Below are 26,098 nucleotides of genomic sequence, written 5' to 3' on the forward strand. Positions count from 1 at the left end.
TATTCTGGCGGAATTAACACACTGTCCTCTTTCCTTTGGCCGAGCTGTATCCCGAAAACCATGACGAACGCGATCGGGGACAATAAATTATTTGGCCGCTCTTTTTAGTTTACCGATATACTGTGAGTAGTTTTTTAAACTTATTGCGCATTAATTCATTAAGTGAATCTAAAAATACATAAACATAATACCAGCTTAATTATACATGGATTTTTATGACAGAAACGTCATCTCACCGCTATAAACCACGCAATATAATAAATGCGCCAAATGTAAAATCGTCTATTTTTTCCCGGAGCCAACAACGCGGCGACAGCGAAATTATCCAGCGCTGGTTAAGCAACCATTTTTATCGTTGGATCATTGGTGACTTTCCTCATGTTTATCCTGTGCGCTCCGTCGCCGATTATGCCGTTTATTTTAGCGCTGATACAGAAATCCCCGCCTGGCTGGCGCCAAAGCTGGGTGGCGATGAGCGCTTTTACTACCTTAACGTTCAGCACCCGCAACTTGTGGCAATGGAAAGAGATTTAGTGGAATTTCTTTCGCGTCAGGAAGGAACGCGGCTGGAAACTAAACTACAGCGCATCAACTGCTTTACCGTGCTGGCAATGCGCGAAGCGGAGCATCAAAAAATGCAGCGCCTGCGTGAACAAGGTTGGTATCCCTCCAACAGCGAGGCGCTAAAACCGGTGATGGCGGTGAATAACGGCGTGCTGGTTGAGTTTGATGCAACAAACCCCGGCCTGCGCAGTGAGATGGCGTATGAATCCTGGCATATGCAACACTGCGTCGGAGATTTTGATAATAAAGGCGCGCTTTCCGGCGGCTACGGCGATTACTACGCCCGGCAAATTGAACAACAGAAACTTCGCCTGTTCAGCCTGCGCGACGGCAATAATATTCCCCACGTCACAATAAGCCTGGTGGTCGGTAATAACGGCCTGAGCATTGATCAGATTAAAGGTAAGCAAAATCGCCATCCTATTAAGAAATATGCTAACGATGTTTTATCTCTGTTACGCCATCTGCAACCACTTCCTGAGCGCCACGCCGATTGTGAAGGGATGGGAATAGTTTATGAATCGACGCCGGAATATTCAGGTTGGAAATTTATTACTCATATTCATTACCTCAATTTTCTGCTCAATGTGCTGCATGACAATTTTCATTTAATGGAGCACTTCCCTACGCCTCCGGTAGCTTTACAGTGGCTGCTGTTGCACAGCGCCCCGGAGGCACTGCGCTACCTTCAGGTTGTTGATCCTAACGTGGCGACGGCTGCGGAAATGCTGTTTCCACGACATGAATGGCACCCTACGCTTGCCGGGAAAAACACCAGTAGCGAACCTTTCGAAATTGAAAGCCTGACGCTACAAACCACGCGCTATCTTTCTGCAACCAGGGAGGAGCGCTAATGTTCTGGATTGTTCTTATTATTGCCGCCCTATTTTTTAGCTGGCGCAACTACAAAAAAAACAAACCGCTGATTGCGTCCCGTATCGCCGAGGAGAAAGAAAAAGATCGCCTGAAGGATCTGCGTCGCGATACCCGGCGGCGTCAATGGGCGCTGGCGCTAGCTGATATCCTTGCCCGGCGCAACGGGCTACCGATCAAAGGCGTTGAGCTGGTCTTCAAACTTGACGATGACAAACGCCGCTATCTGGCGCAGCAGGTAAAAAAAGAGCTGGGCTTGAGCGAAAACCTCGACGGCGCGGCGTTACGCCACAAGGTTGAGGGTATCTTACGCCGCTGGCCTGCGGGCATCGGCAGCTCGCCGCGCACGTTTTATCATCATCTGGCGGCCCAGGGCCAGGTCCGCGACGCGCTGGCCTTCGACTGCATGCGCACCGCCTTTCTGACCCGCTGTATCGCCGGGCTCGGCTGGTGCGACGTACATCAGGCCTGGCTGGTGTTGTTACTTAACGCCCAGCGCGCTCAGGACTGTTTTGATTCCTGGGAGGATTACGCCACCGCCTACGTTCGCGCCCGCCGGGTATGGCTCACGCTACGTGACACGCCAACAGCGCCTGCCGGACGGGATTTACAGGAAGCCACCCATTATCTGCAAGACCCTGTCAGCCGCTGGCGACAACTGCCGTGGAATGAATTCAAAATTTTCGAGCCGATTTAAAGGACGCTTTATGGAACAGGATGATCGTCTGCTCAACGCTATGTTTGAGATGTGCAACCACAAAAATCCCCTCAATGACGGGCAACGAGAGTGGCATATCGCCGATATTTCCGGCCTGCTGCGCGAAGAACGCTATGACGAACTGGACGAACGCTACAACCAGGCGCTGACGGAGAGCTTTACCAGCCGCGAAGCGGAAAAGCGCTATTTCTTCGCCTGGAATCAAATGGACAACCCTTTTTACGATATGGACACGCTGGTTGAGGCCGGGCCGCAAGGATTAGCACTGATCAAAAACTGGCAGCGCGCCCGCCCCCGCTCTACTCACGCCTGGCTTGCCGAGGCGCAATACTGGAATCACCGTGCGTGGCTGTATCGCAGCTATGGCTGGGCGAGAGAAACCACCCGAGCGATGTGGATCTGCGCTGCCGCCTGCAACGAACGGATGGTCATCGCCGTGCTCAATGCTATCGACTGTGAACCGCGCCAGTGGATGGCCGCGGCCCTGACCAGCACCAACTCAAAAGTCTTCGACCAGCCCGGCTGGCTGGTTGAGTTCCTTGTGGGCGCGAATGTTGCCGGGCAGCCATTAATGGAAGATCTGGCTGAATATCATCGCCATTCACCGCAGGAGGTGGACGCGCTGATGGCCCATTCCGGGCTGTCGTTTGCCGACGCGGTTTGCCCAAATTTGCCGCGCCCGTCCGTATTGCCGGAGTGCGATGACGATGCCGGGCAAAAATACTGGCTCGCCGTCTGCCTGGCTATTTTCCCGACGGCATTTTACGTGCTGGATGAATATATCCCGTTTCGTATGCCGCGCTGGGGAGGGTCTCACGAGGAAATCCGCGAATTTCTGGAATCAAGCGTATGCGATCACCTTTCTGCCGCAGAAGGTGAACATCTGGAGCTATTAATCTGGTGGGACGATCACCGCGATCTGCGCATTAAAGAGGTTGACTCCCCGGCAGAACAGGAACGCATTATCGCCAAAGCCGAAGAGATTAGCCTGCGAGCGCATATCCAGGAATCCCGCCACAACGCGCTGAAGTGGCTGCGGGTCTGCTGTAGCGATCTGGACGATAATGACGCGCTCTGGCGAACCCTTCAGCGTTCGATCATGGAAAAAGTTAAGCTCAACAATTATTTCTCTGATGACACGATAAAGTTCGCCCTGCGTGATTTTCCTGACACCTGGTGGATGTATAATTTTCTCTGTCAGAATGCGCAGCAAACGCAATTCGCAGTGCCGAAAATCCGTCGTGGCTACGTTCAGTACGCCGGGCTATTGGGTTTCGAAAAGGATGAGGCGCAAGGCCTCGCCTGGCTCGATAGCGTCGCCGACATTAAATATAACCATCACTGGCGGGCGGCGATTAAAAATTTCAACTGGTTCGGGCTCCCGGAACATTTCGTGCCGCTGGCAGAGCTGGGCGCGCAAAGAAATATCCCCGCCGCGCTAAACCTGCTGGGCCTTGAACACAATAATAAAGAGAACAACGGCCTACTACCTTACGATCCTGCCATCGCGTTAGGGTATTTTCAGCGCGCGGCGGAGATTTTGCACCGGCAGTTAGCGCTGCGCGAGAGCACCCCGTACAAATTAATAGATAACGGAGGCTATACCGACTATGAAAATGACCTGCAAAATATTCATTTCAGCATCGGCGTCTGCAACCAGCGTCTGAGTAAACAAGAATTTGATACCGAAAAACGTTCCGCTTATGAAAAAGAACTACTCGATAATCTCTGGCTGGCGCATCAGTTCGGGCATAAAGAGGCCTGGGGCTTGTTCCTGCTGAATATTTTTGAAGTGAAGGATATTACGCTGGCGCATAAGCATCTGGAACTGGTGCAACAAGAGGCCAACAAAGTCACGCTACACGCTATGGTGACCCTATCGCGCCTGCACGGTAATAAACACGATCGAACGCTGTTTAATATGAAGCTAAGCGCACGCTGGGCGCATTTTGCCTTCACGCTTTACCCGGATAATGAAATCGTTATGGACTGCCTGGACCACCTGCATTTCGATTCTTTCTGGAAACGCTTTCGTTTCGCCTGGTATACCGTCCGCATCCCGAACTCAGAGCTGCCGGGACAGGTCAACTCAATGGTGTAAGGTGGTTTACTCCCCTCTCCCACGGCGCTACAATGCCCGCCCTTAAAGTGAGGACTCTCCTCCAGCCGCCTCATCAGGTGAGGCGGATCTGACCTGTCATCAGAACGAGAAAATGATGTTTAAACCAGAACTCCTTTCGCCGGCGGGAACGCTGAAAAATATGCGTTACGCTTTCGCTTACGGTGCCGATGCCGTCTATGCGGGCCAACCGCGCTACTCTTTACGCGTGCGTAATAACGAATTCAATCACGAAAATTTGCAGCTTGGCATCAACGAAGCCCACGCGCTCGGAAAAAAATTCTACGTGGTGGTGAACATCGCCCCGCATAACGCCAAGCTCAAAACCTTTATCCGTGACCTGAAACCCGTCGTCGAGATGGGCCCGGATGCGCTGATCATGTCCGATCCAGGGTTGATTATGCTGGTACGCGAGCACTTCCCGGCAATGCCGATTCACCTGTCGGTACAGGCTAATGCCGTAAACTGGGCGACGGTAAAATTCTGGCAGCAGATGGGGCTGACCCGTGTGATTCTCTCCCGCGAGCTGTCGCTGGAAGAGATTGAGGAAATTCGCCAGCAGGTGCCGGATATGGAAATAGAAATTTTCGTCCACGGCGCGCTATGCATGGCCTATTCCGGCCGCTGCCTGCTTTCCGGCTACATCAATAAACGCGATCCGAACCAGGGCACCTGCACCAATGCCTGCCGTTGGGAATATAACGTGCAGGAAGGAAAAGAAGACGTTGTCGGCAACATCGTGCATAAGCACGAACCGATTCCGGTACAGAACGTTGAGCCGACGCTCGGTATCGGTGCGCCGACGGATAAAGTGTTTATGATAGAAGAGGCCCAAAGACCGGGCGAATACATGACCGCGTTCGAAGACGAGCATGGCACCTATATCATGAACTCAAAAGATTTGCGCGCTATCGCCCACGTGGAGCGCCTGACGAAAATGGGCGTCCACTCGCTGAAAATCGAAGGCCGCACCAAATCCTTTTATTACTGCGCCCGTACCGCGCAGGTCTACCGTAAGGCCATCGACGACGCCGCCGCGGGTAAACCCTTCGACCCTACGCTGCTGGAAACGCTGGAAGGTCTGGCTCATCGCGGCTATACCGAAGGTTTCCTGCGTCGCCATACGCACGACGATTACCAGAATTACGAGTACGGTTACTCCGTTTCCGAACGCCAGCAATTTGTCGGCGAGTTCACCGGCGAGCGTAAAGGCCAACTGGCGGCCGTGGCGGTGAAGAATAAATTCTCCGTTGGCGATAGTCTGGAGCTGATGACACCGCAGGGAAATATCAATTTCACCCTGGAACAGATGGAGAACGCCAAAGGAGACGCTATGCCGGTGGCACCTGGCGATGGCTATACCGTCTGGATGCCCGTCCCGCAGGACGTTACGCTGGATTACGCACTATTGATGCGTAATTTCTCAGGCGAATCAACGCGTAACCCCCATGCTAAGTAGTTAATTGCGGTTATTTTTTCATGGCGGGAAGATTCTTAGAAATTGATCACATACCGCTTCGCTCAATGCGGGTATTATTCAACGCGCTGAAAAACATAACCCATAAATGCTAGCTGTACCAGGAACCACCTCCTTGGCCTGCGTAATCTCCCTTACGCAGGCTTATTTTTTGCATATAATCAATAAAAAAGTGGTACTTCCCGCCATATCCAAAAATTGACCACACTAACCAAAGCGCAAATGGGCGCTTTGGTTTAGAGACCTCCCCTATCCATTGCCAGCCAGCAAGTCACAATCCTCCCGCATCCGGTCAGACTCAGGACTTAGCATTCTGACATTTACGTTTAAAATCAGTGAATTAAATCAAGAACTGCTTTGTGAGAACTTACACAAAAAGTTTCCAAGTTATTAAATTAAGGTTAAAAACCGATAATTTAAGCGTGTAAAGTTATGGCACGTTTTAATGCCGCTTTTACAAGGATTAAAATAATGTTTTCCCGGATTAGAGGTTTGATTTCATGTCAAAGTAATACTCAAACCATCGCACCTACGCTCAGTCCACCTTCATCAGGCCATGTAAGTTTTGCTGGGATTGATTATCCTCTATTACCACCAGATCACCAAACACCCTTCCCACCGTCACGTATAATCGGTATCCAGAGTTATTCCTTTATCCTGTAAAATGTGATACAGATTCTCCATTGATCTAATAACTACCTCAATTTCACATTCAAGTTTCTCTACAGAACTTTCATTGAGTGAGAAATTGAGAGCCAGTAATAATGATTGTGAGTTATTATCATAACACAAATGTGGTCCATTATTCTCTGCAAACCATAAATTAGCATTGAGAAATTCAAAAGCAAGATTATTATTATCCGGAGGTCTTCCGCAAAAACCGTATATCATTATATACTCGCTATTAGTGCTTGTTAGTAAGATACGGTAACGGTTATCTATAATAAATGAGCATAATCTGTTTTCGTCAAAGGCAATTGAATCGGAATTTAATTTTAGTGAAAACTGTCTTAATAAGCGATCGGCTCTTGAATACATAACACCCCATACTCTATTTAAAGAGTTTCTATATAAGTCATAAGCCTCTTGTCTGGACGCTTAACACCCCGTGTCATCGTCGGAATTCATCTTTTCCCTATGACTTGCTGTGTTTGCTCATTTATGGCCAGGCTGGCCGGGTTCTGATGCCATTTGCGCTAAGATATAGTCCGGCGCATATTCCCATCATACCAATTCCCCCCATGCCAAGCGATGCGCCTAAAACCGTCAGAGCGGTAGTATATGCAGCACCACTACTGACACTGGCGACAGCCCCTGAGCATACCCCACTGAAAACACTTGTAAACAATGCCGAGGTTCCCAGACACATTAAACATCTGGGTTTATTGCCGTAAGCGTTAAACTCAACGATTTCAGCTACTGGTTTTTCGTCATTACCCCGTTCAGAAGGAGGGAGCAATGGCGTTTGCGCATTCACGCCTGAAGTGACATTCATATAAACCTCTTCATGCACATGCCTGTTTATGTTTATGAGAAAAGCGGTACCTCAGGCACGACTATAAGACACCGCGCTAAGTCATCATCTAAATAGGTTTTATTTGATAACAAGAATAGTGTACTGCTAATAGTGCGTCTTGTTCCTGCCAAAGCAGTCTAAAGAACATTTCGATTTTATGCTATTAAAAAGTATGTTTGGTAATAAATATCAGGTTTTTATCTGATATTATGGTGTTTGAAATTAATACTGATAACTGACGTATGTTCGTCTTGTTAATTCTCCGTTTCGTTATCAAAGGCGCTATATCGGAAAGCGTCTGACTCCCCCTTGTGGTTTCCCTGCACCCTCACAAGCGCTACTCAATGCGCATACCGGCATCTCTCTTGTCGCCATTTGCCTTAAACCATGCTTCACTTACCGCTGCGTACAGCAGGAAGAAAAACGGTAAAGCAATAAGTGCGCAACATTTCAATTTTCATCCTGTTCTGACCTCGCTTTTTCATTTCTACTATACACTTTCTGGAGATTGTTGTTCAACCTATTAAGGCATAACGGATGGCTAACTTTCCCGCCAGCTTACTGATCCTCAATGGCAAAAGCGCTGATAACCAGCCGCTACGTGAGGCCATTACTCTCCTTCGCGACGAAGGTATACAGATTCACGTTCGGGTAACCTGGGAAAAAGGCGACGCGCAGCGTTACGTTGATGAAGCCCGTAGACTGGGCGTTGAAACGGTGATTGCCGGCGGCGGAGACGGTACCATTAATGAAGTGTCGACCGCGCTCATCCAGATCCGCGACGGCGTAGCCCCTGCACTGGGCCTTTTGCCGCTCGGCACTGCCAACGATTTTGCCACCAGCGCCGGTATTCCTGAAGCGCTGGACAAAGCGCTGAAACTGGCGATTGCCGGAAACGCGATGGAAATTGATATGGCCAGGGTCAATGATAAAACCTGTTTTATCAATATGGCGACGGGCGGTTTTGGCACCCGCATTACCACCGAAACGCCGGAAAAACTCAAGGCCGCGTTGGGCGGCGTCTCCTATCTTATCCACGGTCTGATGAGAATGGATACGCTGACCCCTGACCGCTGCGAAATACGTGGCGAAAACTTTCACTGGCAGGGAGATGCGCTGGTGATCGGCATCGGCAACGGTCGTCAGGCCGGCGGCGGGCAGCAATTATGTCCCACCGCGCTGATTAACGACGGACTGTTACAGCTACGGATTTTTACTGGCGAAGAGCTGCTGCCGGCGCTGTTTTCCACGCTCACGCAGTCAGATGACAATCCGAATATTATTGACGGCGCCTCGGCGTGGTTTGATATTCATGCGCCGCATGAAATCACGTTTAATCTGGATGGCGAACCACTCAGCGGACAAGAATTTCATATTGAGGTGCTACCTGGCGCATTACGCTGTCGGCTGCCGCCAGACTGCCCGTTGCTACGTTAATAACACCTGTCGCTGGCCGGATGCGCTCACATCCGGCTTTTCTTCGTTAAACTCAGGCGATGGTGACTTTGCTATCCAGATAGACATCCTGTACGGCGTTAATCAACTTCACGCCATCAGCCATCGATTTCTTAAAGGCTTTACGTCCCAGAATTAGCCCCATTCCACCAGCTCGTTTGTTGATCACCGCGGTACGAACCGCGTCGCCGAGATCAGTGTCGCCGCCGTCCGCGCCGCCGGAGTTGATAAGCCCGGCGCGTCCCATATAGCAGTTCGCCAACTGGTAACGTACCAAATCAATCGGGTTATCGCTGGTCAGTTTGCTGTACACGCGATCGTCGGTATAGCCGAAGTTGACCGCTTTATAACCGCCATTATTCTCGGCCATTTTCTGTTTCACAATATCCGCGCCAATCGTAGCGGCCAGATGGTTGGCTTGCCCCGTCAGGTCAGCGGATACATGGTAATCGACGCCGTCTTTTTTAAAGGAAGAATTACGCAGGTAAGCCCACAATACGGTCACCATACCCAGCTCATGCGCACGCTCAAAAGCGGCGGAGATCTCTTCAATCTGGCGACGAGACTGTTCCGAACCGAAATAGATCGTCGCGCCTACCGCCACGGCGCCCATATTGAACGCCTGCTCAACGCTGGCGTACAGGGTCTGATCGTACTCTGTCGGATAGCTCAATGTTTCGTTGTGATTCAGTTTGACCAAAAACGGAATACGGTGCGCATAACGCCGTGAAACCGAGGCCAGTACGCCGTAGGTAGAGGCCACGCAGTTACAGCCGGCCTCAATCGCCAATTCAACAATGTTTTTTGGGTCAAAGTAGCGCGGGTTGGCCGCAAAAGAAGCGCCGGCGGAGTGCTCCACCCCCTGATCGACGGGCAGTATCGAAAGGTATCCTGTTCCCGCCAGGCGACCAGTATTATAGAGCGTCTGCATATTACGCAGAACGGCTGGTGGACGATTATTGTCAATCATCACCCGGTCAACGTAATCCTTGCCGGGTAGATAAAGCTGATCGGACGGAATGGTCATACAACGATGCTGTAAAAGGCTGTCGGCGTCTTTGCCAAGCAACTGCGCAATATCAGTCATAGCTATGCTCCCGTAAGTTCCGATAGGGTATCGGAAGGTGAATAGTCCTGTCCCGCAGATTGCGGGTCGCAATAAGCCTGGTACTGACCGACCATTTTTGCCAACTTTAGCGCATTTTTTCGGCGCTATCTGCTGACTCGATTCACGTCCGAAAAAGTGTTAGATCGGTCAAAATTAATGCTCATTGGTATTTAAAAGGTATTATTAAATGGTATTGTCATGGCGTACCTTACCTGTCATGAAGGATTCAAAAATGAAAACGACCTTTAAACTGTCGTTCATGATGTTCGTGGAGTGGTTTATCTGGGGCGCCTGGTTCGTCCCCCTGTGGCTATGGCTAAATAAAAGCGGGTTTTCCGCCGGTGAAATAGGCTGGTCTTATTCCTGTACCGCCATTGCGGCGATCCTGTCGCCGATTCTGGTCGGCTCCGTTACCGACCGTTTTTTCTCAGCGCAAAAAGTTCTGGCGGTACTGATGTTTGCAGGCGCCGTGCTGATGTATTTCGCGGCGCAGCAAACCACCTTTGTCGGATTCTTTCCGCTGCTTCTGGCCTATTCATTGACCTATATGCCGACCATCGCGCTGACAAACAGCATTGCCTTCGCTAACGTACCGGATGTTGAACGCGATTTTCCACGCATTCGCGTTATGGGAACCATTGGGTGGATTGCCTCCGGCCTCGCCTGTGGATTCCTGCCGCAAATGTTAGGCTATAACGATATTTCCCCCACCAACATTCCACTGCTCATAACCGCCGCAAGTTCAGCGTTGCTGGGCGTATTTGCGTTCTGTCTGCCAGACACGCCGCCAAAAAGCACCGGCAAGATGGATATTAAAGTGATGCTGGGGCTGGATGCGCTGGTCCTGCTGCGCGATAAAAACTTTCTCGTTTTCTTCTTCTGTTCCTTCCTGTTTGCGATGCCGCTGGCCTTCTACTACATCTTCGCTAACGGCTATCTGACAGAAGTGGGAATGAAAAACGCCACCGGCTGGATGACGCTCGGCCAGTTCTCTGAAATCTTCTTTATGCTGGCTCTGCCCTTTTTCACTAAGCGCTTTGGTATTAAAAAGGTATTATTGCTTGGTCTTATTACCGCCGCGATCCGCTACGGCTTTTTTGTCTATGGCGGCGCGGAGACGTACTTCATTTACGCCCTGCTGTTCCTCGGTATTTTGCTGCACGGCGTAAGTTACGATTTCTACTACGTCACCGCCTACATTTATGTCGATAAAAAAGCGCCGGTTCATATGCGTACCGCTGCGCAAGGGCTTATCACCCTCTGCTGTCAGGGATTCGGCAGCCTGCTGGGCTATCGCCTCGGCGGCGTGATGATGGAAAAAATGTTTGCTTATCCGCAACCGGTTAACGGTCTGACATTCAACTGGGCGGGCATGTGGACGTTTGGCGCAGTGATGATTGCCGTCATCGCGCTACTGTTTATGATTTTCTTTCGCGAATCGAACAAAGAGATCACTGCTATTGACGATCGCGATATTGCGTTGACACAAGGGGAAGTAAAATGAAAGCAGAACGTATTCTCGGTGCTCTTTACGGGCAAGCGTTAGGGGATGCGATGGGAATGCCCTCTGAGCTGTGGCCGAGAACGCGCGTCAAAGCGCATTTCGGCTGGATTGACCGCTTTCTGCCCGGGCCAAAAGAGAATAATGCCGCCTGCTATTTTAACCGCGCGGAGTTTACGGATGATACCGCAATGGCGCTCTGCCTGGCCGACGCGCTACTCGAATGCGAAGGCAACATTGATCCCGAGATTATTGGACGTAACATCCTCGCCTGGGCGGAACGCTTTGATGCGTTCAATAAAAATGTACTCGGCCCGACGTCAAAAATTGCGCTGAATGCGATTCGCGACGGCAAACCCATCGCGGCGCTGGAAAACAACGGCGTGACTAACGGCGCGGCCATGCGCGTTTCGCCGTTGGGCTGCCTGTTGCCACCAACTAACCTGACAGCCTTTATAGCAGAAGTAGCGTTAGCCTCCAGCCCGACGCATAAATCCGATCTGGCGGTGGCTGGCGCCGTGGTTGTCGCCTGGGCCGTCTCGCGAGCGGTTAACGGCGACACGTGGCAAAGTATTGCCGACTCGCTCCCCGCCGTCGCCCATCAGGCGCAGACAGCGCGTATTACCACGTTTAGCGCCTCGCTATCGGCACGTCTGGAACTGGCGCTAAACATTGTCCGCCACGCCGACGGCGTCGAATCTGCCAGCGAACAGCTCTATCAGATCATCGGCGCGGGAACCAGCACCATTGAATCGGTTCCCTGCGCTATCGCCATGGTGGAACTGGCGAATACCGATCCTAACCGCTGTGCCGTGCTGTGCGCTAACCTCGGCGGCGATACCGACACTATCGGCGCGATGGCTACCGCCATTTGCGGCGCGTTGCACGGGGTAAGCGCCATTAACCCCCAGTTAAAGCAAACGCTGGACGATGTTAATCAGCTGGATTTTGCGCGCTATGCCGTTGCGCTGGCGAGTTATCGTCAACGGCGGGAGGCACTATGAACGGCGCACGGTTGCAGACATTATTACCGACCCTGCATACCCGGCGTCCGCTCACCGTTATCGGCGCGGCAGTGATCGATATCATTGCCGACGCCTGGACGTTGCCGCGTCGCGGAGGCGATATTGAACTGCAACAACAGAGCGTCAATGTCGGCGGCTGTGCGCTGAATATTGCCGTGGCGTTGAAACGACTGGGGATTGACGCCAGCAATGCGCTGCCGCTGGGCCAGGGCGTGTGGTCGGAGAGGATTCGCCGCCGTCTGGCAAAAGAGGGATTATCCAGCGTGATTGACGCGGTTGAAGGGGATAACGGCTGGTGTATGGCGTTAGTCGAACCGGATGGCGAACGCACGTTTATGTCTTTTAGCGGCGTGGAAAACCAGTGGAATGCGGACTGGCTGTCGCAGCTCAGGACACCGCGGGGCAGTCTTGTCTACCTGTCCGGCTATCAACTGGCCTCGTCCTGTGGCGAACCACTGATCCAGTGGCTGGAAACCGTCGACGATGTAACGCCTTTTATCGATTTTGGCCCACGAATCGGTGATATTACAGACGATACAATGGCGCGCATTATGGCCTGCCGGCCCATCGTCTCCCTCAACCGCCAGGAAGCCATCATCGCTGCGGAACGCACCGGGCTTGCGACCGATACGCGCACTTTCGGCGAAGCATGGGTAAAACGCTTTTCCGCGCCGCTGGTAGTGCGCCACGATAAAGACGGAGCGTGGTATTTTAGCGCGCAATCTTCCGGCGTTGTGCCAGCGTTTCCGGCAACCGTGGTGGATACCATCGGCGCGGGCGACAGCCATGCTGGCGGCGTGCTGGCAGGACTGGCGTCAGGCTGGTCGCTCGCGGATGCCGTACTGCTGGGAAATGCGGTGGCGAGCTGGGTGGTCGGGCATCGCGGCGGCGACTGCGCGCCCACACGCGAAGCGCTACTCCTCGCACACAAAAACGTATAGGTCGCTACGACAATAACTGATGCTGTATTCAATAGGCCGCTGCTGCTGATCGAGCGCCACCTGCTTAATCACCAGCACCGGCACTTTACCATCCATTTGAATATGCGACTGAAACTCATCATCCGGCATCCGGGCGCTGACGCGAGATCGGGTACGCTGAGGGTAAATGTGCTGGCGACGAAAATAGTCATACAGCGAAATGCCAATCGCGTCGACATCATGAATCAGATGCGCGGGCACCCAGGACTCTTCAATCGATACCGCGTCCTCATCAACATAACGAATGCGTTTGAGTAAAAAGACGTCGCTGCCTGCGGGGATCGCCAGGTGTTGCGCGATCTCATCCGGACAACTTACCACGCGTTTGTTAACCCATAGCGTATCCGGTTTTTTGCCGCGCAAGACAACCTGCTGAGAAAATCCCCGCGCCTCTTTCAGAGAATATTCAAAGATATTATTGATTTGCGTACCGTAGCCACGGGCGCGCGTGACGACACCCTCTTCTTCCAGCGCCTGCATCGCTTTCCGTACCGTGATGCGCGAGACGCCGGTAAGCTGGCTGAGATCGCGTTCGCCAGGCAAAATATTACCGTGCTCAAGAATACCGCTGCGCACGGCATCCTTTACCGTCTGGGCGAATTTCATGTATAGCGGCGTATTATCCGCCGCTGAAATTCGTTCATTCAGTTGCGCGATGAGCCGGGTATGCGCTTGTTCCATTTATCATTTCCTGACGACGGGTCTGTAGGCAGTATACTACCACCACGCGTGGAAATGATGTACCGGACCAATGCCCTTCCCCACTTCCAGCGTGTCCGCCTGCGCCAGCGCCGCCGAAAGCCATGCCTTCGCCTCGTTTACCGTCTCTCCCCAACAGCGATGCCGGGGCCGTAACGCCGCCAGCGCCGCCGACAACGTACAGCCCGTCCCATGCGTATTTTTGGTGTTCACACGCGGCGCGCTAAAACGCTGCTCGCCCTCACGGGTAAAGAGCCAGTCCGGGCTTTGCGCATCCTCTAAATGCCCGCCTTTCATCAATACCGCTTCACACCCCATCGCCAGTAACGCCCGCCCCTGCGCCAGCATCTCCTGTTCCGTACGCGCATGGGGCGCATCCAGCAACGCTGCGGCTTCCGGCAAATTAGGCGTAATCAGCGATACCTGCGGCAACAGCCGGACGCGTAATGTTTCTATCGCAGAGGGCGAGAGCAACGGATCGCCGCTTTTCGCCAGCATCACCGTATCCAGCACCACATTACGTACATGATGGCGCTGTAGTCGTTCCGCCACGGCCTCGACAATATCGGTTTCCGCCAGCATCCCGATTTTCGTGGTATCAATGCGCACATCGCTGAGCACGGAATCAAGTTGAGCGGCGACAAAGTCCGGCTCTATCCGGTACACCGACTGTACGCCACAGGTATTTTGCGCCACCAGCGCGGTGATGACCGAACAGCCATATGCGCCCAGCGCGGAAAAGGTCTTGAGATCCGCCTGGATACCGGCCCCGCCGCTGGGATCGGTACCGGCAATCGTTAGCGCGTTAATTCTCTTCATTGGCCGCCTCCACATCCAGATGATAGAGCGCATCAAGAAAAGCCGGGATGAAGCTACCCGGTCCTTCGCTACGCTCTGCCGCGGTCTGTCCAGCCAGTTTCATCCAGCAGCAGGCCGACGCGACATTGTCCAGCGCGGCGCCCGGTAACGCGCAACTGGCGGCGACGACCGCCGACAACGCGCAGCCGGTGCCTACAATGCGAGTCATTAACGGATCGCCGCCGGGAATGCTCAGCGTGCGCTGGCCATTAGTGACGTAATCTATCTCTCCGGTAACCACAACGATGCAGTCTATCTGACGCGCCAGCGCCTGCGCCGCAGGCAGTGCGGCCAACGCCGCCTCGGTGGTATCTACGCCGCGTCCGCCCAGCGCCATGCCGGCTAACGCCAGGATTTCCGAGGCGTTGCCGCGTATTGCCGCCGGGCGCAGGGACAAGAGATCCAGGCAAAATCGCCGACGAAATTCCAGCGCGCCTACTGCGACAGGATCAAGCGTCCACGGCGTTTTGGCATCATAAGCGCTTTCTACCGCCGCACGCATCGCTTCAGCGCGTGAGGCGGTTAATGTTCCGACATTAACCAGCAAGGCGTTGGCGATGGCGGCAAACGGTCTGGCCTCGACAGGATCAATCACCATGGCGGGTGAAGCGCCCAGCGCCAGCAACGTATTGGCGGTAAACGTTTGTACGACGTCATTCGTCATACAGTGCGTAAGCGGGGAGAGCGCGCGAAAGTGTTTTAACGTATGCGCCGCAAGCGTGCGGCAGTGCAGGTCAGGCTGCATGGTTCAGCTCCTGCCCGCGTGAAGAAGGGACACGAGCAGTGTCAGACTTCCCTACGCTGGCATTATCCAGATCAGGTGGTACGGGTATTTCTCAGCCTTCACAAAGAAGGGCACCCCGAGTCGTCAAGCCCCACCGTGTTAAGCGGGGTTTCGCTATTAAGCATACTGTCTGCGCCAGACAATGTAAATTTACAGCCAACGGCGGACGATAATTTCAGCGTTACCAGATAGTTCTCAAAACCTATTCGGTTCTGGCAAACTTGCTGGCGGATATGTTGCTGCACGACGCTTTCGTTTACACTTTTTACGAAAAGGGGCGTGAGATAACAAAATAGCGCTTGTCAGATACGCCACCAGCAGAAATGATACACACGATGTTAACTGACCCGCATATGTGGAGGGTAAAAGTATGAAAAGTAAGTTGCTGCCTTGCGCGCTGTTGCTTGCAACCAGTTTTGCATGGGCCGCCCCCGCGACAACGGGCATTGATCAATATGAGTTAAAAAGCTTTATCGCCGACTTCACCCACTTCAAGCCCGGTGATACCGTTCCGCAAATGTACCGCACCGATGAGTATAATATTAAACAGTGGAAATTACGTAATCTGCCCGCGCCAGATGCCGGTACTCACTGGACCTATATGGGCGGCGCGTATGTACTGATTAACGATACCGATGGAAAAATCATCAAAGCCTATGATGGCGAGATTTTTTATCATCGATAAAAAAGCACACTCTCCGTTAAGGAGAGTGTGCTTAGCATTGATTACTGATAACTTGTAATAATATAAACACTACTTTTTACATTGCCCGGTTGGACGTTACCATATTTATAGTATTGTACACCCAGCTTCAGTTCTGAAGCTTCAGTCATTTCTTTATTATACCCTAACAGTTGCCTTTTCTCATCAGAGTTTACATGAATAAGGTTATCATTAAGGAAAATTTTAAACCCAACATTTTTTGCACTATCGGCGCTTGTTAATTCATTTGCCAAATAATCTCCATTGGTTGCTGAAACGGCAGAAAAATGATAATTTACAATACTTGTCGTCATTCCCAGCCCTCCATCACATGTAAATTTCAGTGCATCAGGAAAGTATTCGACCTGAGCATTACCAGCCAACAGATCACTTAATGAAATAGGAGGCAATGTAATCTCATTATTAGACAAAGAACATGTTGTCTTAGTAAAAAATATTTTTATCGGCACTTTAAAACTATATTCATGATTGGTGTTATCATGAGCACAAATAACTGCACCATGACAATCCAATGGTTTAACTTTGATATAATTTCCTAACAAAAAAGCTTCACCTGCAGATTTGGCTTCAATACTATTATCATCTGCCTCCACTTTTACCACCTTAGCCAACACCTTGTATTTTAAGTTATTGTTTAGTTTACTGGCTTGAGAAGTCTCATTGGCTTTTTGTTTTCCTGTTTGGCTACCGTCAACAAACAATGTCACATCAACATACAACCTATGTCCGCTACCATCATTTATTTTATATCTTACAGTCTCCCCATTACCACTTGAATACGTTGTCTTAAAGCGGTTTTCTACAGCAGTCCCTCCCATACAATGGAATCCAGAGAAAGAATCTGGAAATACCATTGATACTTCTTTTTCAAAAACATTCTTGCTATCTAATTTAATTTCAATTACATCCTCTATTTTTGTATTGCTAGCAGATTCCGGATTTATAATATAACAATACGCTTGCAAATTTGAAGATATAAAAATCATAAACAACATCAATAAATATCTCATGACATTCCTCACCGACAAATATAAACTTTACTTTCATCAATCGTTTTGCCGAAAGTGATTGAGCATGAAAGTCCCTGTTGTTTATCAATCGCCACATTTATTTCCGGCGGTACTTCATTGGTGCGAATAAAGAGCTGGCTTCCCTGGCCTACCACGCCAATATTATGTCCATGAATATCCTCTACTTCGTAACCAAAGGTCAGCGGTGAACCATCGGGACGCTGCGCCCGGATATACCAAGGTTTACGTTGGTCGGTATCAAACGTCGCCAGAACGACTGCCCCCCGATATGGGGCTGTATTACGCCGATTCCCTTGCAGATCGGTTTCACTATTAGTGTTGGAGACATCCAGCATCAAGTGGTTTTCACGATACGGCGTTAAACCATCGTAGACCACCACGCCATTACGGTTGGTGGTGCGGTATTTCTGCCCATTAACATACGCTCCTTCCAGGCCCGGCGCATGCATCACGGCAAACGTTTCCGACAGTCGGTTGGCTAAATTCACGCCCCCAGACCAAGCCACCAGCCCCCCGGAAATACTGCCGCCAGTTTGTGTATATTTAGACGACTGACTATAGCTGCCGTTAAGCGTCGCAACTGGCGCATTCCACGTCAGATTACCGCCAGCCGTTGTCTCGCTGTCCTGCCGTTGATGGCTGAGATTCACCCCATAGTTAAACTGATCGCGACTGCCTGCGGTGCCGGAAAGCCCGGTATTATTTGACGCAAAACCGTCATCATCAAAGGTCGTTGAGTTAGACACATACAAATGCCTGCGCGGAGCGCTAATATCATCTCCCCAATCGAACGGAATAGAGATAAAGACGTTAAAACGCTTATCTTCGTGATGATCTTCATCGTAAGTCTGGCTGGCGGAAAAGGTATAGCTAATCCGTTGCCAGCTATTGGAATAGCTCAGCTGATAATCTTTACTGTTACCGCTACGCCCCCAATAATCACGCCACAGCGTGCTCAAAGATACAGAGCCCCAGCCCTGCGGCAAAGATTGGCTGACGTTCGCCGAAAAACTGTTCTTACGACCAAAATCGTTCTGATAATAATCCGCAATGTCGTACACATCATTTTCATCACGATCATAGCTGTCTTTGTTATTGGCCCAAACGTGATCGTTAAACGTTCGGTAATCTCGTGACGAGTAACGATAGGCAGCAAGCCCAAAACGGGTGGCGGTTTGCGTCAAATACTTGTTATAGGCAATCTGGTAACTTTGCCCGTCAAACACATCACCATTGTCTTGCTTGCTATGCGATTGTGTCATATCGACGGAAATCGCGCCGATACGCGTATTCCAGCCAGTACCCAACGTAAATGCATTGTAGTTATCCGCCAGCATGGTGCCGCCGTACAGCGTTAAGAGATTATTCAGCCCGTATTGGTAGCTCATCTGCGCAAAATCGGTCTGGTTGCTGGCGCCTTCGATATGGCTACGCCCTGCCGCAAAATCATATTTTGAAACACCCGGCTGCAACATATTGGGCACCGCAGCATAGGGCACCAGATAGGTTGTTACCGATCCGTCAGCCTCTTTGATGCTAACATCAAGATCCGCACCGCCGCCTGCCAACTGTAAATCCGCAATAGAGAACGGGCCTGGCGGAACCTCTTTCTGGTAAACCACAAAACCGTTCTGTTCGATGGTGACCAGCGCGTTACTTTGCGCAATCCCCTGCACCAGCGGCGTAAAATTCTGTTTTGAGTTCGGCAGCATCTGCATATCGCGATACAGCCGTACGCCACGAAAACGCACCGCATCAAAAATATCTGATGAGGTATACATATCCCCGGCACGCAGAGTGCCCAGAATTTGTGGGATGCCACGCTCCAAATACAGGGTGTTGCTTTTCCACTCCCCGCTGCTGTCATCGGTTTTGTTATAGCTGGCATCGGAATGCAGCTGCCAGCCCAGCAGGTTTAACCCGCTGGTGAAACGCGCGTAGGTACTTTTACTGTTGCCAGAATCCTTATAGTCGCTGTAATACTGGCTGGCATAGTACGAGGTATAGAAGGCATTAATGCCACGATCCCAGTTTTCCGGAGGAACATACCCTTGCTCAAGTTCATCGACAAACGCCTGTGGAACGCTAAGATCCAGACGAAACGTGCCAATATTCCAGGCATAACTGCCCCCTTGTACCGCCTGCTTCAAGGTTGGGCATTCATTCTGCTTGTCCAACGCTTGTATATTTATCCCCAGACGCGTTAATGCATCGCGGGATAAACAGGTGTCATCCGGATTATCCTTAACAGTAATATCATACTTACCACGCCACTGCTTATTGACGTAGATGTCAATATCATATTGGCCTGGCAGGGGTTGGTTATCATCGAGGCGAAAATCAGAAACCCTCTCACCTTTCATTCCACCCATCATAAAATTTGTATCAAACGTTTCTTCTGCGGCATGGGCATCAATGCCGAGTAGCAACAGTAATACCGCCGAAGCAATCGGAGTCATCCTTAACATAACCAGCTCCTGTTATTTTAAGCTGACGTTATCGCTAATATAATTACCGTGATCGTCAATAATGGTCATTTTATACTGATTGGCATTAGCACTTTTTAATGCCACATCTGCACTGGAGAGCGGTGCAAGCATAATACTTTCGTTATTTATTTTAACATTATTAGCTTTTACTTCCGTCACTGTGATCCAGTTAGCGGCATCATTCTTAATGGAATAAATACTGCCGTTACGTTTCATAGACAGTTTTTGAAACGTATGCATATTAACTGGCGAAATCCCTTTCGGCCGATAAAATAGTTTAATTCGATTCTGCATCGCGAACTTGAGCACATTCTTTCCTACATTATCTGGATTGTTCGGTGGAATATCCAGTACATTGAGGAAAAATAAACTTTCTTTGTTGTTAGGCAGCATATGTGCCATTTTTTTAATTTTCAACTGCTGGCCTGAGTTTCCAGCCACCTTTGCAACCGGAGGTGTAATCATAAATGGCACATGAATTTTTTCCGGCGGTAAAGAACTGTCGCCGTCATCAATCCATGACTGAACCAGTGAAGATCGGTTCCCTTGGTTCATCAACTGGACTAATACTTCCTTTTTATCTGCTGGGTAGATAACGCGAGTACCGTAGATCACAATTCCCGCATGGGCGGGCATAATGATTGATGATATAATTAATGCGTAAAATCCTTTCATTCATTATCCCTTCAGATTAACTACCGGCAGTACAATACTGCCGGTTATAATTTATTCCTGAACAACTTTCAGAGTCACAGTGGCATTTACATCACCAGGGGTTACAGCCATTGTCCTTTTAGCGTAACGAGCTGCAAGATCGAGTTTATATACACCATCGTCTGCTGCTGGAAAGTCACTTAAAGGAATACCTTCGCTTCCAGATTTAGCAATCGATTTATTGTTATGGAACAGTTTAAAACCTACTCCAGTATCCAAGCCAATAGTAGGTATAATAATATCGTTATTGTCAACGTCATTAGCAGAAATGAAAACCTTAACATTTGAAGCGTTTGCACATTTAATTTGCAATGGTGAACTGGCACGCCCCTCTCCATACGTAACATCATTCCCGACATCAACCTCATTGAATAAAGAATCCGGAATGCTAGACAATGTAATTGTAGCCTCTGTCGCGCCATCAACAAACTGACATGAAGTTCCGGTTACCTTACCATTAATATTCAATATGCCAGAATCCGTATCAACAGCAAACGCCCCAGCACTCATAAATACAGCAGACAGTACAGCAGCAGAAATAATTGAACGTTTCATAGTATCTTCCTTAATAAAATAATTTCTATTTGTTAAGAGGGTTAACTCTTGGATTTAAATTCGCACACCAAAAACGTTACTGCAATGTAAACGTGTTGTTTTATTGATTTAAAACAAGTTACAAATATCAATATAGTTGTAGCAAATAAGTGAAGGTGAGTACTATTTTAAAATTTAATAAATTAGCGTAATTAATTGACAATAATTATTTGTACCGCAAATAAAAAAGCCTCTATCATTCATTGAAATGATAGAGGCTTAATAAACAATATATTTTCTTAGTCGTAGCGATTTAACACTATCTGTCGTGTGGAATCCCCAGGAACAGCGACAATTTCAGTAACAATGCCTTGTGCAGGAGTGGGGGTAACATTGTTAATATCTGTATGATGAAGAGTCTGACCACATCGCTGCTGCACCGTATTATTCACAACATCAGTACTGCATGTTGGTTCAACAACCCTCCCGGTAATGGTTAAGGTTGCCGTATCAGAAGCCAAAGCCTGTAAACTCATTCCATAAGCCAGAGTTATAAATCCCAAGAATAAACTTTTCTTCATTGCGTTCATTATTCCTGTTTTAAGTGGAAAACAGCGTACAAGCCATTTTTCCGTTGAATTATGTATTAACGTCCCTGCTAAAACCAATTGGAATGGTAGATTAATGAGATAGGTTTGATCAATTCAAATGATGCATTGAGGCAAATTATTCAGAAAAAGACATGGATTATACAGGCAGGATAAACAATATTACGCAGCTTTTCCATTCCATATATTCACCGCATCAATATATCATTGATGCGATGAATAAGATTTAACGCCAGAAATTACACCGCGCGGAAGGCGATTTCACCCGGAATCACTTCACCCTGCCAGTAAAGCTGTGCCGCAACGCGATCGGCCAGTTCGCGATAGATCGCGGTAAATTCGCTCTCCGGACGGCTAACCACCGTCGGCGTACCGCGATCGAGATCTTCGCGCAGACTAATATGCAGCGGCATCTGACCCAGAAGCTGAGTATGATATTTTTCCGCCAGCTTCTGCGCGCCGCCCGTGCCGAAGATCGGTTCGTGATGGCCACAGTTGCTACAAATATGCATACTCATATTTTCCACAATGCCGAGCACCGGCACTTCCACCTTCTCGAACATCACGATACCTTTTTTGGCGTCGATTAGCGCGATATCCTGCGGCGTAGTCACCACCACCGCGCCGGTAACAGGAATGTTCTGCGCCAGCGTTAGCTGAATATCCCCGGTTCCCGGCGGCATATCCAGTACCAGATAATCCAGATCCGGCCACAGAGTCTCCTGTAACATCTGCATCAGCGCCTTACTGGCCATTGGGCCGCGCCATACCATCGCGTTATCGTCAGTCACCAGATAGCCGATCGAGTTGGTCGCCAGGCCGTGAGACATAATCGGCGCCATATGCGTACCGTCTGGCGATGTCGGGCGCTGATCTTCTGCGCCAAGCATGGTTGGGATCGACGGACCGTAAATATCGGCATCGAGAACCCCGACCTTTGCGCCTTCAGCCGCTAACGCCAGCGCCAGGTTTACCGCCGTGGACGATTTACCCACCCCGCCTTTACCGGAGCTCACGGCAATGATGTTTTTCACGCCATTAATGCCAGGCTGATTTTTGACGCGTTTCAGCGTCGCAATGTTGTACGACAGTTTCCAGTCGATCGCTTTTGCGCCTGTAATACGTAACAGATCGGCGCTGCATTGCTCTTTTAAGACCTCAAACGCGCTGTTCCAGACGAACGGCATGACCAGCTCAACGTGCAGCGTATCATCCATCCAGGCGACGTGGTGCAACGCCTTAAGCGTGGTGAGGTTATGCTTCAGGGTTGGGTGCTGAAAATTCGCCAGCGTCCCGGCGACCATCGCTCGCAGGGTATCTGGTGATTTGGCCTGGGATTGTTCGTTCATCCCGACTCCTTTTGTAGTTCTGAAAAGTACGATTGTAACTTTGTAGTTTACTCCAGCGGTAACAATTATTCATTTACGGATAAATGCCCTTATCGCTTGGCGCAGTAATTACCATTTTGGTACTATCAAAGCCCTTTTTTACAACAGAAGAAGTAATACCCACTATGACTCAAGTCGCGAAGAAAATTCTGGTAACGTGCGCGCTGCCGTACGCCAACGGCTCTATCCACCTCGGCCATATGCTGGAGCACATCCAGGCTGATGTCTGGGTCCGTTACCAGCGAATGCGCGGCCATGAGGTTAACTTCATCTGTGCCGATGACGCTCATGGCACGCCGATCATGCTGAAAGCGCAGCAGCTTGGTATTACGCCGGAGCAAATGATCGGTGAAATGAGCCAGGAGCACCAGACCGATTTCGCCGGTTTTAATATTAGCTACGACAACTACCACTCAACGCACAGCGACGAGAATCGCGAGCTGTCCGAGCTGATTTATACGCGCCTGAAAGAGAACGGTTTTATTAAGAACCGCACCATCTCTCAACTCTACGATCCGGAAAAAGGCATGTTCCTGCCGGACCGATTTGTGAAAGGCACCTGCCCGAAATGTAAATCCGCGGACCAGTACGGCGATAACTGTGAAGTCTGCGGCGCAACTTACAGCCCGACCGAACTTATCGAGCCGAAATCCGTGGTGTCCGGCGCGACGCCGGTAATGCGTGACTCCGAGCACTTTTTCTTTGACCTGCCGTCATTTAGCGAAATGCTGCAGGCGTGGACCCGCAGCGGCGCGCTGCAGGAGCAGGTGGCGAATAAAATGCAGGAGTGGTTTGAATCCGGCCTGCAGCAGTGGGACATTTCCCGCGACGCGCCATATTTTGGTTTCGAAATCCCGAACGCACCGGGCAAATATTTCTACGTCTGGCTGGACGCGCCGATTGGCTATATGGGCTCCTTCAAAAATCTGTGCGATAAGCGCGGTGACACGACCAGTTTTGATGAGTACTGGAAAAAAGACTCCGACGCCGAGCTGTACCACTTCATCGGCAAAGACATCGTCTATTTCCACAGTCTGTTCTGGCCGGCCATGCTGGAAGGCAGCCACTTCCGTAAGCCGACCAACCTGTTCGTTCACGGTTACGTGACGGTGAACGGCGCGAAGATGTCTAAGTCTCGCGGCACCTTCATTAAGGCCAGCACCTGGCTGAAACACTTTGACGCCGACAGCCTGCGCTACTACTACACCGCGAAGCTTTCTTCACGCATTGATGACATCGACCTGAACCTGGAAGACTTTGTCCAGCGCGTCAATGCCGATATCGTCAATAAAGTAGTCAACCTGGCCTCGCGTAACGCCGGTTTTATCAATAAGCGTTTCGACGGCGTGCTGGCGGCTGAACTGGCCGATCCGCAATTGTACAAAACCTTTACTGACGCCGCTGCGGTGATTGGCGAAGCATGGGAAAGCCGTGAATTCGGTAAAGCTATCCGTGATATTATGGCGCTGGCCGACGTCGCTAACCGTTATGTTGACGAGCAAGCGCCGTGGGTGGTGGCTAAACAGGAAGGCCGCGACGCTGACCTGCAGGCCATTTGCTCGATGGGCATCAACCTGTTCCGCGTGCTGATGACGTATCTGAAACCGGTACTGCCGACGCTTTCTGAACGCGTTGAAGCCTTCCTGAACAGCGAACTGAACTGGGATGCTATTGAAGAGCCGTTGCTCGGTCACAAGGTCAACACCTTTAAGGCGCTCTACAATCGCATCGACATGAAGCAAGTTGAAGCGCTGGTTGAAGCGTCTAAAGAAGAGGTGAAAGCCGCAGCCACGCCGGTTACCGGCCCGTTAGCCGACTTCCCGATTCAGGAAACCATCACCTTTGACGATTTTGCGAAAGTCGATCTGCGCGTGGCGCTGATTGAAAATGCCGAGTTTGTGGAAGGCTCTGACAAATTGCTGCGTCTGACGCTGGATCTGGGCGGCGAGAAGCGTAACGTCTTCTCCGGCATTCGTTCCGCCTACCCGGACCCGCAGGCGCTGATTGGCCGCCAGACGGTAATGGTCGCCAACCTCGCGCCGCGCAAAATGCGCTTTGGCGTCTCCGAGGGAATGGTGATGGCCGCAGGACCTGGCGGGAAAGATATCTTCCTGTTAAGCCCTGATGAGGGCGCGAAGCCTGGCCAGCAGGTGAAATAAGCAACAAGCCGGAGCATGCTCCGGCTTTTTTAACCGCTTAATCCTGAGTGGCATATCGCCCCATCCGCGCGTTTTAACTTTTTCCTTAATAAGCAATAGCGCTAAGACTCCATATCCGGACTGCTAAATAACGGCTAAAAGTCATATTCTATCCCTCCCTGATACATTGCTATTACTGGGTTAAATTAATTCATTGAAATTATTTTAAAAACCCAATCATTATATAAAATGGAGTTTTAGATGAAAATTTCTGGCAAGTTATTGTCCGCGGCTTTGGCTTCCGTACTGGTATTCTCTCTTGCTGGCTGTGGCGATAAAGAAGAATCAAAGACCTTTAACGCAAACCTGGCGGGGACAGAAATTTCAATTACTTACACCTATAAAGGTGACAAAATCATTAAGCAGACGTCTGAAAGTAAAATCAGCTATGCCACTGTAGGCGCTAAAACGAAAGAAGATGCCGCCAAAATTCTCGATCCGCTGAGCGCGAAATATAAAAATATCGCCGGAGTAGAAGAAAAATTAACCTATGAAGATACCTATGCCCAGGAAAACGTCTCTGTGGATATGGAAAAAGTGGACTTTAAAGCGTTACAGGGAATCTCTGGGACAATGGTGTCCGGCGATACCAGCAAAGGTATCAGCATGAAACAAACCCAGACGCTGCTGGAAGCTGCTGGTTTTAAAGAAGCGAAATAACTGGCAGGCATAATGTATTGCATCGACTGGTAAAGTCGCTCAGGGCGCTGCTTCGGCAGCGTCTTTTCTTTATGA

The 26,098-nt window shown here is 50.2% G+C and carries 23 protein-coding genes, 1 pseudogene and 1 riboswitch; of the genes and pseudogenes, 12 read left to right on the forward strand and 12 right to left on the reverse strand.

What is annotated here, in order from left to right; all coding sequences use genetic code 11:
• The first annotated feature begins 215 nt into the window (after positions 1-215).
• The 5 genes and pseudogenes from ACLJRE_RS09345 to ACLJRE_RS09365 all read left to right on the forward strand — a co-directional run.
• Complete coding sequence (locus tag ACLJRE_RS09345; protein WP_023212551.1) at positions 216-1,418, forward strand: hypothetical protein; 1,203 nt, start codon at positions 216-218, stop codon at positions 1,416-1,418.
• Positions 1,418-2,134 (forward strand): DUF1266 domain-containing protein, encoded by a 717-nt coding sequence (locus ACLJRE_RS09350; protein ID WP_023212552.1) that lies wholly within the window; start codon positions 1,418-1,420, stop codon positions 2,132-2,134. Before ACLJRE_RS09345 ends, ACLJRE_RS09350 begins: the two co-directional genes overlap by 1 nt.
• A 10-nt stretch (positions 2,135-2,144) precedes the next feature.
• Positions 2,145-4,256: a DUF4034 domain-containing protein gene (locus tag ACLJRE_RS09355; protein WP_023212553.1), complete on the forward strand. Its 2,112-nt coding sequence runs from the start codon at positions 2,145-2,147 to the stop codon at positions 4,254-4,256.
• A gap of 115 nt (positions 4,257-4,371) precedes the next feature.
• The gene (yegQ, locus tag ACLJRE_RS09360; RefSeq protein ID WP_001517981.1) at positions 4,372-5,733 is read left to right on the forward strand and encodes a tRNA 5-hydroxyuridine modification protein YegQ; all 1,362 of its coding nucleotides are present in this window, start codon (positions 4,372-4,374) and stop codon (positions 5,731-5,733) included.
• A 450-nt stretch (positions 5,734-6,183) separates the two neighbouring features.
• Positions 6,184-6,363 (forward strand): annotated as a pseudogene (locus tag ACLJRE_RS09365) (non-LEE encoded effector protein NleB); the annotation flags it as partial.
• A 9-nt stretch (positions 6,364-6,372) separates the two neighbouring features.
• On the opposite strand, the gene ACLJRE_RS09370 reads toward ACLJRE_RS09365, so the two are convergent.
• Both ACLJRE_RS09370 and steD read right to left on the reverse strand, forming a co-directional pair.
• Positions 6,373-6,789 (reverse strand): CesT family type III secretion system chaperone, encoded by a 417-nt coding sequence (locus tag ACLJRE_RS09370; RefSeq protein ID WP_001543023.1) that lies wholly within the window; start codon positions 6,787-6,789, stop codon positions 6,373-6,375.
• 121 nt (positions 6,790-6,910) lie between these two features.
• The gene (gene steD, locus ACLJRE_RS09375) at positions 6,911-7,246 is read right to left on the reverse strand and encodes a type III secretion system effector SteD (RefSeq protein WP_001612048.1); all 336 of its coding nucleotides are present in this window, start codon (positions 7,244-7,246) and stop codon (positions 6,911-6,913) included.
• A gap of 558 nt (positions 7,247-7,804) precedes the next feature.
• On the opposite strand from steD, the gene yegS reads away from it, so the two are divergent.
• Positions 7,805-8,704 carry a lipid kinase YegS gene (gene yegS, locus ACLJRE_RS09380; RefSeq protein WP_001273393.1) on the forward strand — a complete coding sequence of 300 codons (900 nt, stop codon included), beginning with the start codon at positions 7,805-7,807 and terminating at the stop codon, positions 8,702-8,704.
• A 52-nt stretch (positions 8,705-8,756) separates the two neighbouring features.
• Here yegS and fbaB read toward each other — a convergent pair whose 3' ends face one another.
• Positions 8,757-9,809 (reverse strand): class I fructose-bisphosphate aldolase, encoded by a 1,053-nt coding sequence (gene fbaB, locus ACLJRE_RS09385; RefSeq protein WP_000129590.1) that lies wholly within the window; start codon positions 9,807-9,809, stop codon positions 8,757-8,759.
• Between the two features lie 253 nt (positions 9,810-10,062).
• On the opposite strand from fbaB, the gene ACLJRE_RS09390 reads away from it, so the two are divergent.
• Genes ACLJRE_RS09390 through ACLJRE_RS09400 form a run of 3 tightly spaced genes read left to right on the forward strand, consistent with a single transcriptional unit; the run spans position 10,063 to position 13,297 of the window.
• Positions 10,063-11,334 carry a nucleoside permease gene (locus tag ACLJRE_RS09390; RefSeq protein ID WP_410957376.1) on the forward strand — a complete coding sequence of 424 codons (1,272 nt, stop codon included), beginning with the start codon at positions 10,063-10,065 and terminating at the stop codon, positions 11,332-11,334.
• Positions 11,331-12,335, forward strand: a complete 1,005-nt coding sequence (locus tag ACLJRE_RS09395; protein WP_023212555.1) for an ADP-ribosylglycohydrolase family protein — start codon at positions 11,331-11,333, stop codon at positions 12,333-12,335. The genes ACLJRE_RS09390 and ACLJRE_RS09395 overlap by 4 nt, the downstream gene beginning before the upstream one ends.
• A complete protein-coding gene (locus ACLJRE_RS09400; RefSeq protein WP_023212556.1) occupies positions 12,332-13,297 on the forward strand; it encodes a PfkB family carbohydrate kinase in 966 nt (321 codons plus the stop codon). The genes ACLJRE_RS09395 and ACLJRE_RS09400 overlap by 4 nt, the downstream gene beginning before the upstream one ends.
• Here ACLJRE_RS09400 and ACLJRE_RS09405 read toward each other — a convergent pair.
• The 3 genes from ACLJRE_RS09405 to thiM are packed head-to-tail and all read right to left on the reverse strand — an operon-like array spanning position 13,271 to position 15,638.
• Positions 13,271-14,017: a GntR family transcriptional regulator gene (locus tag ACLJRE_RS09405; protein WP_000434059.1), complete on the reverse strand. Its 747-nt coding sequence runs from the start codon at positions 14,015-14,017 to the stop codon at positions 13,271-13,273. The two genes, ACLJRE_RS09400 and ACLJRE_RS09405, sit on opposite strands and share 27 nt — an antisense overlap.
• 36 nt (positions 14,018-14,053) lie before the next feature.
• A complete protein-coding gene (gene thiD / locus ACLJRE_RS09410) occupies positions 14,054-14,854 on the reverse strand; it encodes a bifunctional hydroxymethylpyrimidine kinase/phosphomethylpyrimidine kinase (protein WP_000822248.1) in 801 nt (266 codons plus the stop codon).
• Positions 14,841-15,638, reverse strand: coding sequence for a hydroxyethylthiazole kinase (gene thiM, locus ACLJRE_RS09415; RefSeq protein ID WP_001182169.1), 798 nt, complete (start codon positions 15,636-15,638; stop codon positions 14,841-14,843). The genes thiD and thiM overlap by 14 nt, the downstream gene beginning before the upstream one ends.
• 31 nt (positions 15,639-15,669) lie before the next feature.
• Positions 15,670-15,766, reverse strand: a riboswitch (TPP riboswitch).
• 281 nt (positions 15,767-16,047) lie between these two features.
• Between thiM and rcnB the strand changes: the two genes are divergently transcribed.
• The gene (rcnB, locus tag ACLJRE_RS09420) at positions 16,048-16,362 is read left to right on the forward strand and encodes a Ni(II)/Co(II) efflux transporter accessory subunit RcnB (protein WP_000837534.1); all 315 of its coding nucleotides are present in this window, start codon (positions 16,048-16,050) and stop codon (positions 16,360-16,362) included.
• Positions 16,363-16,403: 41 nt separating this feature from the next.
• Here the strand turns inward: rcnB and ACLJRE_RS09425 are convergent, their stop codons facing one another.
• The 6 genes from ACLJRE_RS09425 to apbC form a co-directional block, all read right to left on the reverse strand.
• Positions 16,404-17,411, reverse strand: a complete 1,008-nt coding sequence (locus ACLJRE_RS09425; protein WP_001269810.1) for a fimbrial protein — start codon at positions 17,409-17,411, stop codon at positions 16,404-16,406.
• Positions 17,412-17,419: 8 nt separating this feature from the next.
• Positions 17,420-19,900 (reverse strand): fimbrial biogenesis outer membrane usher protein, encoded by a 2,481-nt coding sequence (locus tag ACLJRE_RS09430; RefSeq protein WP_000945356.1) that lies wholly within the window; start codon positions 19,898-19,900, stop codon positions 17,420-17,422.
• Between the two features lie 12 nt (positions 19,901-19,912).
• Entirely contained in the window at positions 19,913-20,596 is a 684-nt protein-coding gene (locus tag ACLJRE_RS09435; RefSeq protein WP_000675776.1) for a fimbria/pilus periplasmic chaperone, read from the reverse strand.
• Between the two features lie 51 nt (positions 20,597-20,647).
• Positions 20,648-21,190 (reverse strand): fimbrial protein YehD, encoded by a 543-nt coding sequence (gene yehD, locus ACLJRE_RS09440; RefSeq protein WP_000830496.1) that lies wholly within the window; start codon positions 21,188-21,190, stop codon positions 20,648-20,650.
• 278 nt (positions 21,191-21,468) lie between these two features.
• The gene (locus ACLJRE_RS09445; protein ID WP_001543027.1) at positions 21,469-21,750 is read right to left on the reverse strand and encodes a DUF2574 family protein; all 282 of its coding nucleotides are present in this window, start codon (positions 21,748-21,750) and stop codon (positions 21,469-21,471) included.
• 266 nt (positions 21,751-22,016) lie between these two features.
• Positions 22,017-23,126 carry an iron-sulfur cluster carrier protein ApbC gene (apbC, locus tag ACLJRE_RS09450; RefSeq protein ID WP_001005424.1) on the reverse strand — a complete coding sequence of 370 codons (1,110 nt, stop codon included), beginning with the start codon at positions 23,124-23,126 and terminating at the stop codon, positions 22,017-22,019.
• 164 nt (positions 23,127-23,290) lie between these two features.
• Here apbC and metG point away from each other — a divergent pair, with 164 nt between their 5' ends.
• Both metG and ACLJRE_RS09460 read left to right on the forward strand, forming a co-directional pair.
• Entirely contained in the window at positions 23,291-25,324 is a 2,034-nt protein-coding gene (metG, locus tag ACLJRE_RS09455) for a methionine--tRNA ligase (RefSeq protein WP_410957377.1), read from the forward strand.
• A 240-nt stretch (positions 25,325-25,564) separates the two neighbouring features.
• Positions 25,565-26,023 (forward strand): YehR family lipoprotein, encoded by a 459-nt coding sequence (locus ACLJRE_RS09460; RefSeq protein WP_000703136.1) that lies wholly within the window; start codon positions 25,565-25,567, stop codon positions 26,021-26,023.
• Positions 26,024-26,098: the final 75 nt, after the last annotated feature.

This window comes from Salmonella sp. SAL04157, assembly GCF_046551635.1.
Taxonomy (GTDB): Bacteria; Pseudomonadota; Gammaproteobacteria; order Enterobacterales; family Enterobacteriaceae; genus Salmonella; species Salmonella enterica.

Coding starts and splice junctions, on each gene's coding strand:
- yegS (WP_001273393.1), top strand. CDS start 7,805: ATGGCTAACTTTCCCGCCAGCTTACTGATCCTCAATGGCAAAAGCGCT.
- steD (WP_001612048.1), bottom strand. CDS start 7,246: ATGAATGTCACTTCAGGCGTGAATGCGCAAACGCCATTGCTCCCTCCT.
- ACLJRE_RS09445 (WP_001543027.1), bottom strand. CDS start 21,750: ATGAAGAAAAGTTTATTCTTGGGATTTATAACTCTGGCTTATGGAATG.
- ACLJRE_RS09370 (WP_001543023.1), bottom strand. CDS start 6,789: ATGTATTCAAGAGCCGATCGCTTATTAAGACAGTTTTCACTAAAATTA.
- ACLJRE_RS09460 (WP_000703136.1), top strand. CDS start 25,565: ATGAAAATTTCTGGCAAGTTATTGTCCGCGGCTTTGGCTTCCGTACTG.
- ACLJRE_RS09345 (WP_023212551.1), top strand. CDS start 216: ATGACAGAAACGTCATCTCACCGCTATAAACCACGCAATATAATAAAT.
- ACLJRE_RS09350 (WP_023212552.1), top strand. CDS start 1,418: ATGTTCTGGATTGTTCTTATTATTGCCGCCCTATTTTTTAGCTGGCGC.
- ACLJRE_RS09430 (WP_000945356.1), bottom strand. CDS start 19,900: ATGTTAAGGATGACTCCGATTGCTTCGGCGGTATTACTGTTGCTACTC.
- thiD (WP_000822248.1), bottom strand. CDS start 14,854: ATGAAGAGAATTAACGCGCTAACGATTGCCGGTACCGATCCCAGCGGC.
- thiM (WP_001182169.1), bottom strand. CDS start 15,638: ATGCAGCCTGACCTGCACTGCCGCACGCTTGCGGCGCATACGTTAAAA.
- apbC (WP_001005424.1), bottom strand. CDS start 23,126: ATGAACGAACAATCCCAGGCCAAATCACCAGATACCCTGCGAGCGATG.
- ACLJRE_RS09435 (WP_000675776.1), bottom strand. CDS start 20,596: ATGAAAGGATTTTACGCATTAATTATATCATCAATCATTATGCCCGCC.
- ACLJRE_RS09390 (WP_410957376.1), top strand. CDS start 10,063: ATGAAAACGACCTTTAAACTGTCGTTCATGATGTTCGTGGAGTGGTTT.
- metG (WP_410957377.1), top strand. CDS start 23,291: ATGACTCAAGTCGCGAAGAAAATTCTGGTAACGTGCGCGCTGCCGTAC.
- fbaB (WP_000129590.1), bottom strand. CDS start 9,809: ATGACTGATATTGCGCAGTTGCTTGGCAAAGACGCCGACAGCCTTTTA.
- ACLJRE_RS09405 (WP_000434059.1), bottom strand. CDS start 14,017: ATGGAACAAGCGCATACCCGGCTCATCGCGCAACTGAATGAACGAATT.
- ACLJRE_RS09395 (WP_023212555.1), top strand. CDS start 11,331: ATGAAAGCAGAACGTATTCTCGGTGCTCTTTACGGGCAAGCGTTAGGG.
- rcnB (WP_000837534.1), top strand. CDS start 16,048: ATGAAAAGTAAGTTGCTGCCTTGCGCGCTGTTGCTTGCAACCAGTTTT.
- yehD (WP_000830496.1), bottom strand. CDS start 21,190: ATGAAACGTTCAATTATTTCTGCTGCTGTACTGTCTGCTGTATTTATG.
- yegQ (WP_001517981.1), top strand. CDS start 4,372: ATGTTTAAACCAGAACTCCTTTCGCCGGCGGGAACGCTGAAAAATATG.
- ACLJRE_RS09400 (WP_023212556.1), top strand. CDS start 12,332: ATGAACGGCGCACGGTTGCAGACATTATTACCGACCCTGCATACCCGG.
- ACLJRE_RS09425 (WP_001269810.1), bottom strand. CDS start 17,411: ATGAGATATTTATTGATGTTGTTTATGATTTTTATATCTTCAAATTTG.
- ACLJRE_RS09355 (WP_023212553.1), top strand. CDS start 2,145: ATGGAACAGGATGATCGTCTGCTCAACGCTATGTTTGAGATGTGCAAC.